The sequence below is a fragment of the uncultured Anaerotruncus sp. genome (genome assembly GCF_902490045.1).
GTDB lineage: Bacteria > Bacillota > Clostridia > Oscillospirales > Ruminococcaceae > Anaerotruncus.
In genome coordinates, this window is record NZ_CABUCJ010000112.1 from 1 (window position 1) to 7,608 (window position 7,608).

Below are 7,608 nucleotides of genomic sequence, written 5' to 3' on the forward strand. Positions count from 1 at the left end.
CCGGGGCGGGACCCGGCAACTCTGCCGCTTGATGAGCGGAAAATCGAAAACCGCCGGCGGCCAGCCGCCGCCCCCTCGACAACCGCGCCCATTTGCGGTAAAATCGATGGGGATCACCGGAAAGGGGGCGTCGCCCGTGGCGAAAAAGATGAGGCTTTACCTGCTGGCCGAGGGCTGTGTGCAGGGGGTGGGCTTCCGCTACTATGTCAGCTATACGGCGCGCGGGCTGGGGCTCACCGGCTGGGTGCGCAACCGGGAGGACGGCGCGGTGGACATGGAGGTCCAGGGCGCGCCCGACGCGGTGGAGGCGTTTGCGGCGGCGGTGCGGCGCGGAAACCACTACAGCGAGGTGCAAAACGTGACGGTGCAGAAGCTCGACCCGATCGAGGAGTACGGCTTTTGCACCCTCAATTAGGAGGGGCCCGGATGACGCGGACGGCGGGCGGCGTGGAATACGAGCTGACCCGGAAAGGGGTCAAAAACCTCAATCTGCGGGTGCGCGCCGACGGGACGGTGCGCGTTTCCGCGCCCCGGAGGACTCCGCTGCGCGAGATCGACGGGTTTGTCGCGGGCCGTGCGGCGTGGGTCGCACGGGCGCGGGAACGGCTGGCGGCCCGCGCGGAGGAGGCCGAGGCCGCGCGGGAGGCGTACACCGACGCGGAATGCCTCGAGGCGTTCACGGCGGTGAGCGACCGGATCTACCCGCTCTTCGCGCACCTGCTGCCGGGCAAGCCGGAATTGCGGGTGCGGTGGATGAAGAGCCGCTGGGGGGTGTGCTACCCGGCGAAAAACCGCATCACGCTCAATAAGCAGCTGATGGGAAAACCGCGGGCGGCGGTGGAATATGTGCTGCTGCACGAGTACGTGCACTTCCTGTATCCCGACCACCAGGCGGGGTTCCACGCGGAGATGGCAAAGTGGATGCCCGACTACAGGGAACGGCGCAAACTGCTGAAAACGGGAGGATTTGGATGAAATGACAAAAAAATCGATGGATTTTACATATTGTTAAAGAATTAACACATTGAAAAAAGAACGGAAATGTAGTATTCTTATAGAAAGAAAACGGATGGGGCCGCCGGGAGGAAAAAGGGGAACGAAACCGCGGCCCCGCCGGGAAAACAAGAACCGGAGGAAACGACATGGAAATTTACGTCTGCATCGGAAGCTCGTGCCATCTCAAAGGCTCTTACAACATCATCAACGCGTTCAAGGACCTGATCGCGGAATACAAGCTGGAGGACCAGGTGAGCCTGAACGCGTCCTTCTGCCTCGGCCACTGCCAGCACGGCGTGACGATCAAGGTGGATGACGAGATCGTCACCGGGCTCAACACCGACAACGCCCGGGAAGTTTTCATCGATAAGGTTGTGAAGGAGCTGCAGCCGCAATGACCGATATACTGAGCCTCAAAAAGGCCAACTGCAAAAACTGCCACAAGTGCATCCGCTCCTGTCCGGTCAAATCGATCCGTTTCGCCGACAATCAGGCGAAGATCATTCCGGAGGAGTGCATCCTCTGCGGACGGTGCGTCGTGGTCTGCCCGCAGAATGCGAAGCGCGTGCGCAGCGACCTGACCGAGGTCATCGGGGCGGTGGGCTCCGGCAAACGGGTCATCGCTACGCTCGCCCCCTCGTTCATCAGCGAGTTCCCCGTCTCGGGAATCGAAGAGATGGAGGGCTATCTCAAAAAGCTCGGGATGTTCGCCGCGCGGGAGACCGCCGAGGGCGCCTACATCGTCAAGAGCGAATATGAAAACCTCATCCGCGACCACAGGCAGGAGGTCGTCATCTCCTCCTGCTGCCACACGGTCGTCACCCTGATCCAGAAGTATTTCCCGGCGGTCATCCCCTGCATCGCGCCGGTGATCTCCCCGATGATGGCCAGCGCGAAGCTCATCAAGGAGGAATATCCCGACGCCTACGTCGTATTCATCGGTCCCTGCATCTCCAAAAAGGACGAGATGCAGAAGGTCCCCGGCTACATAGACTGCGTGCTCACCTTCGACGAGCTCGTGCAGTGGTTCCAGATGCGGCACATCGAGGTCGCGCCCGCTCCTGTGGCGGAGCGGGAGGGACGCGCCTCCCGCTTCTTCCCGCGCACGGGCGGCATCATCGAGTGCATGCACACGCGCGGTACCGGCTACAAGTACCTCGCGGTCGACGGGGTGGAGAACTGCGTGCGCGCGATCGAGGCGATCGAGCGCGGCGGCCTCAAGGGGTACTTCGTCGAGATGAGCGCCTGCGAGGGCAGCTGCATCAACGGGCCCGCGGCGCGGGCCTACCAGGAGAACCTGCTCGACAGCCGGGTGCGGGTGGACGAATTCGCGCAGCCGGACGAGGACAAAAAGCCCGACTTCGACATTGCCTGCGGTTTCGGCCTGCACCGGCACATCCCCAACGAGTTCGTGCACGAGCCCGACCCGCCCGCGGCGGCGATTACGGACATCCTCGCGCGCATGGGTAAGCAGAAGCCGGAGGATGAGCTCAACTGCGGCTCGTGCGGCTACCCGACCTGCCGCGACAAGGCCAAGGCGGTCTACAACGGCAAGGCGGACATCACGATGTGCCTGCCCTACCTGCTGGAGAACGCGGAGAGCTTCTCCAACAACGTGTTCGCGGTGTCGCCCAACGCGATCCTCGTGCTCGACGACAGGCTGACCGTCCAGCGGATGAACATGTCCGCCTGCCACCTCTTCAACATCCCCAAGTCGAAGGACGCGATCGGCAGGGACGTGATCGACCTGCTCGACCCGACCGACTTCCAGGATGTGCTTGAGACGGGCAACGACGTGATCGACAAGAAGATGTACCTGGCGGACCTCGACAAGCACGTCGAATTGACGGTGGTGCGCGACGCGGACCACCACTGCCTGTTCGGCATCTTCAAGGACATCACGGCGGAGCAGGCGCGCAGGGAGAAGTACATCGAGCGCCGCGCCCAGACGATCGACATCACCGACAAGGTGATCGAAAAGCAGATGCGCATCGTCCAGGACATCGCGTCGCTGCTGGGCGAAACGACCGCCGAGACGAAGATCGCGCTGACCAAGATCAAGAACACCGTGCTCTCGGAGGACGAGTAGCCATGGAAAAACTGTTTATGGAAAACGGCTACATCAGCCTCAACAAGTATGGCGAGCAGCTGTGCGGCGACCGCGTCGAGGTGAAGAACAACTCGAGCGGCGACTTCACGATGGTGCTGGCCGACGGGCTGGGAAGCGGCGTCAAGGCGAACATCCTCTCGACCCTCACCTCCAAGATCATCGCCACGATGATGGACAGCGACATGACGGTGGAGGACTGCGTGACGACGATCGCGCAGACGCTGCCCGTCTGTTCGGTGCGCCAGGTGGCCTATGCGACCTTCACGGTGATCAAGGTGCACGGGGACGAGGTCTCCCTCATCCAGTACGACAACCCCGACGTGATCATGCTGCGGGACGGCAAAAGCGTCGACTACGAGCGGACCGAGAAGACGATCGCGGGCAAGAAGATCTACGAATCCCGGTTCCCCGCCCGTTTGGGGGACGTGTTCGTCGCGATGAGCGACGGCGTCATCCACGCGGGGGTGGGTCAGTCGCTCAACTTCGGCTGGGAACGGCAGAACGTCGTCGAATACCTCGAGGCCCACTACAACGCGGCCATGTCGGCCAAGGCGGTGGCCGGGCTCGTCAGCGACGCCTGCCGCGACCTCTACATGGGCAAGCCGGGCGACGACACGACGGTGGCCGCGCTGCGCATCCGCGAGCGGCAGCCCGTCAACCTGATGATCGGCCCGCCGGTCAACCCGGAGGACGACGAAAAGATCATGCGGCTCTTCTTCGGCCAGGGGGGCAAGACGATCGTCTGCGGGGGCACGACCTCGACGATCGTGGCCAAATACCTGAAAACGTCTGTCAGGACCTGCCTCGACTACCTCGACCCGGAGATCCCGCCGATCGGCTTTATCGAGGGCGTGGACCTCTGCACCGAGGGGGTGCTCACGATGAAGCACGTCGTCGAGCTCGCGCGGCGGTATTCGTCGGGCACCGACACCTACAGCGAATGGATCGGCAAGAAGGACGGCGCCTCGCTGATCGCGCAGATGCTCTTTGAGAGCGCGACCGACGTGAATCTCTTCGTGGGGCGGGCGATGAACCCGGCCCACCAGAACCCGGATATGCCGATCGATCTTTCGATCAAGCTGCGGCTGATCGAAGACCTCGCCAAATACCTCGAGCTGATGGGCAAGACGGTAAAGGTGAGCTACTATTAGATGATCAAACCCGCGGCCAGCCGCGTCAATGGAGGGTAACAGATGCAAATTACCGAACGCAATTTCGACACCAACGTCCAGATGCTGAAATACAAGGTCCTCAAGGGGGTCGTCGAGCACTTCGACCAGGGGAAGCTGGAGAGCGCCTACCGGGACATCCCGCTGGACATCGCCCCCGGTCCCAAGCCGACCATGCGCTGCTGCGTCTACAAGGAGCGCGCGATCATCACCGAGCGGATCCACATGGCGATGGGCGGCGACAGGGAAAACCCCAACGCCATCGAAGTGCTGCGCATCGCCTGCGACGAGTGCACGGTCAACCGCTACCACGTGGGCTCGGCCTGCCGCGGGTGCATCGCGCACCGCTGCGAGCATGCCTGCCCGACGGGCGCGATCGAGGTGCGCGACGGCAAGGCGCGCATCAACCAGGAGAAGTGCATTGAGTGCGGCAAGTGCGCGACCGCCTGCCCCTACACCGCGATCATGAAGTACACCCGCCCGTGCGAGAACGCCTGCAAAATCGGCGCGATCAGCATGCACCGGGACAACTCCGCGAAGATCGACAACGACAAGTGCATCTCCTGCGGCGCCTGCGTCTACCAGTGCCCGTTCGGCGCGATCGTCGACAAGTCGTTCCTGCTCGACGCGCTGACGCTCATGCGGGACAGCGAGAACAACACGAAATACAAGGTCTACGCGGTCGTGGCGCCGTCGATCTCCTCCCAGTTCAGCTACGCCAAGACCGGGCAGGTCGTGACGGGGCTCAGGAAGATCGGCTTCCACAGCGTCATCGAGGCGGCGCTCGGCGCGGACATGGTCGCCTACGCGGAGGCCGCGGAGCTCGTCGAGAAGGGCTTTTTGACCAGCTCCTGCTGCCCGGCGTTCGTCGCATACATCAGGAGCGCCTTCCCGGGCCTCGCGGATAAGATCTCCCACAACCCCTCCCCGATGGAGGCGGTCGCGCGGTTCATCAAGCAGACCGACCCCACCGCGAAGTGCGTCTTCGTCGGTCCCTGCACCGCCAAGAAGATGGAGTTCCAGCAGGAGCACATCACCGGCGTCGACTGCGTCATCACCTTTGAGGAGCTCCAGGCGCTCTTCGACGCGCGCGAGGTGAACGTCGAGAACCTCGAGGAGAGCCTGCTCGACAACGCCTCCTACTACGGGCGCATCTTCGCGCGCAGCGGCGGCCTCTCCGACGCGGTGGCCGAGGCGCTCAAGGAGCACGGCATCCCGGAGGACCAGTTCAAGGCGAACCCGATCGCCTGCGACGGCATCGAGGAGTGCAAAATCGCGCTGCTCAAGGCGAACAAGAACCTGCTGCCCAACAATTTCATCGAGGGCATGGCCTGCGTGGGGGGCTGCATCGGGGGCGCGGCCTGCGTGACCCACGGCCCCAAGGACAAGACGGAGGTCAACAAGTACGGCCAGCTCGCCAAGGAGAAAACGATCCTCGACGCCATCGCCGTCACCCAAATCGCGAAATAATCCGTACCGAAATGCAGGACTTTGCAAAAAGTCCTGCATTTTTTCTGCCGTTTTACCGGAACGCGCTTGATTTTCCCGCGCAATTCCGCTATGATAGAAAGCTGAAAGAGGATTACCTTGCGTTTTGCAGGATGCAGAAGGAAAGGATCGGATATGGGCCAGGATTTATTGGCGCTCATCGGAAAAATGACCCCGCAGTTTTCCAAGGGGCAGCGGCTGATCGCCAACTACATGATCAATCATTTTGACAAGGCGGCGTTCATGACCGCCAGCAAGCTAGGCAGCACGGTGGGGGTGAGCGAATCCACCGTCGTGCGCTTCGCGTCGGAGGTGGGCTTCGCGGGCTATCCCGAACTGCAGAGGGCGCTTCAGGAGCTCATCCGCAACAAGCTGACCACCGTGCAGCGGATGGACGTGACGAGCGACCAGCTTGAAAACGCCGACGTGCTCGCCAAGGTGCTCGGCAAGGACATCGAAAAGATCCGGCGCACCCTTGAGGAGACGAGCCGCGCCGACTTTGAGTCGGCGGTCGGCTGTATCTGCGCGGCGAAGAGCATCTATATCATCGGCGTGCGCTCCTCGTCGGCGCTCGCGCAGTTTTTGAGCTTCTATTTCAACCACATCTTCCCCAACGTCCGCCTCATCAACACGACCTCGCGCAGCGAGATGTTCGAGCAGATCATGCGCATCGGGCCGGAGGACGTGTTCATCGGCATCAGCTTCCCGCGCTACTCCAAGCGGACGGTGCAGGCGTCCCACTTTGCGGCCCGGAGCGGTGCGAAGGTCATCGCGGTCACCGACTCGAACCAGTCGCCGCTGGCGGAGAACGCCGACTATGTGCTGATGGCGCGCAGCGACATGGTCTCCTTCATCGATTCGCTCGTCGCGCCCCTCTCCCTCATCAACGCCCTGATCGTGGCGGTGGGCATGAAAAAGCACGACGAGATCGCCCGCACCTACGACCGGCTCGAGCAGATCTGGGACGAATACGAGGTCTATGAAAAGCGCGGGGAGGAAGCCGGTGTCTGACCTCGCCGTGATCGGCGGGGGAGCCGCCGGGCTGTTCGCGGCGGGGTTCGCCGCAAAGGGCGGCGCGTCGGTCACGGTGCTCGAGCGGGGGACGCGTCCCGCCCGCAAGCTGCTGATCACCGGCAAGGGCCGCTGCAACGTCACCAACAACTGCACGCCCGAGGAGTTCCTGCAAAACGTGCGCACCAACCCGCGCTTCCTCTACGGTGCGGCCAGCGCCTTCACCCCGGCGGATGCGATGGCGTTTTTCGAGTCGCTGGGCGTGCCGCTCAAGACCGAGCGGGGCGGCCGGGTGTTCCCCGTGTCCGACCGGGCGGCCGACGTGGCGGACGCGCTCGTCCGCTTCGCGAAGGCGTCCGGCGCGCGGCTGGAATATTCCGCGCGCGTGTCCGCCGTCCTTACGGACGGGAGCGCGGTGCGGGGGGTGAAGCTGGAGGACGGCCGCGAGCTTCCCGCGGACGCGGCGCTCGTCGCCACGGGCGGGTGCAGCTATCCCGCGACCGGCTCGACGGGGGACGGCTGGCGGCTGGCAAAGGCGCTCGGCCACACGGTCGTTCCGGCGAGGGCCTCCCTCGTGCCGGTGCGCGCGAAGGAGCCGTGGTGCGCCGAGCTGATGGGCCTGTCGCTTAAAAACGTCACCCTCACCCTGCGGGACGCGCGGGGCAAGGCGGTCTTCTCCGAGCTGGGAGAGATGCTCTTCACCCACTTCGGCGTGTCGGGGCCGCTGGTCCTGTCGGCCTCCTCCTACCTCACGGGGGACCCGTCAAGCTGCCGGATGGAGATCGACCTCAAGCCGGGGCTCGACGACCGGCAGCTCGACGCGCGGCTGCTGCG

General features: G+C 63.5%; 8 protein-coding genes. All 8 read left to right on the plus strand.

Annotated elements, in window-relative coordinates; genetic code table 11:
- Positions 1-136: 136 nt before the first annotated feature.
- Complete coding sequence (locus tag RDM88_RS10440) at positions 137-415, plus strand: acylphosphatase (protein WP_308754783.1); 279 nt, start codon at positions 137-139, stop codon at positions 413-415.
- Between the two features lie 11 nt (positions 416-426).
- Positions 427-975, plus strand: coding sequence for a M48 family metallopeptidase (locus RDM88_RS10445; protein ID WP_308754784.1), 549 nt, complete (start codon positions 427-429; stop codon positions 973-975).
- Positions 976-1,142: 167 nt separating this feature from the next.
- Positions 1,143-1,394 (plus strand): (2Fe-2S) ferredoxin domain-containing protein, encoded by a 252-nt coding sequence (locus tag RDM88_RS10450; RefSeq protein ID WP_308754785.1) that lies wholly within the window; start codon positions 1,143-1,145, stop codon positions 1,392-1,394.
- On the plus strand, positions 1,391-3,085 hold the full coding sequence (locus RDM88_RS10455) for a [Fe-Fe] hydrogenase large subunit C-terminal domain-containing protein (protein ID WP_308754786.1): 1,695 nt from the start codon (positions 1,391-1,393) through the stop codon (positions 3,083-3,085). The genes RDM88_RS10450 and RDM88_RS10455 overlap by 4 nt, the downstream gene beginning before the upstream one ends.
- A 2-nt stretch (positions 3,086-3,087) precedes the next feature.
- Positions 3,088-4,257: a SpoIIE family protein phosphatase gene (locus RDM88_RS10460; RefSeq protein ID WP_308754787.1), complete on the plus strand. Its 1,170-nt coding sequence runs from the start codon at positions 3,088-3,090 to the stop codon at positions 4,255-4,257.
- A 42-nt stretch (positions 4,258-4,299) separates the two neighbouring features.
- On the plus strand, positions 4,300-5,745 hold the full coding sequence (locus tag RDM88_RS10465) for a 4Fe-4S dicluster domain-containing protein (RefSeq protein ID WP_308754788.1): 1,446 nt from the start codon (positions 4,300-4,302) through the stop codon (positions 5,743-5,745).
- A gap of 153 nt (positions 5,746-5,898) precedes the next feature.
- Entirely contained in the window at positions 5,899-6,774 is an 876-nt protein-coding gene (locus tag RDM88_RS10470) for a MurR/RpiR family transcriptional regulator (RefSeq protein ID WP_308754789.1), read from the plus strand.
- Positions 6,767-7,608 (plus strand): aminoacetone oxidase family FAD-binding enzyme (locus RDM88_RS10475; RefSeq protein ID WP_308754790.1); only part of this gene is annotated, 842 nt, incomplete at its 3' end. The genes RDM88_RS10470 and RDM88_RS10475, both read left to right, overlap by 8 nt.

What these genes read in the sequence shown, in the direction of transcription:
- RDM88_RS10445 (WP_308754784.1), top strand. Translation starts at nt 427, where the DNA reads ATGACGCGGACGGCGGGCGGCGTGGAATACGAGCTGACCCGGAAAGGG.
- RDM88_RS10450 (WP_308754785.1), top strand. Translation starts at nt 1,143, where the DNA reads ATGGAAATTTACGTCTGCATCGGAAGCTCGTGCCATCTCAAAGGCTCT.
- RDM88_RS10455 (WP_308754786.1), top strand. Translation starts at nt 1,391, where the DNA reads ATGACCGATATACTGAGCCTCAAAAAGGCCAACTGCAAAAACTGCCAC.
- RDM88_RS10460 (WP_308754787.1), top strand. Translation starts at nt 3,088, where the DNA reads ATGGAAAAACTGTTTATGGAAAACGGCTACATCAGCCTCAACAAGTAT.
- RDM88_RS10465 (WP_308754788.1), top strand. Translation starts at nt 4,300, where the DNA reads ATGCAAATTACCGAACGCAATTTCGACACCAACGTCCAGATGCTGAAA.
- RDM88_RS10470 (WP_308754789.1), top strand. Translation starts at nt 5,899, where the DNA reads ATGGGCCAGGATTTATTGGCGCTCATCGGAAAAATGACCCCGCAGTTT.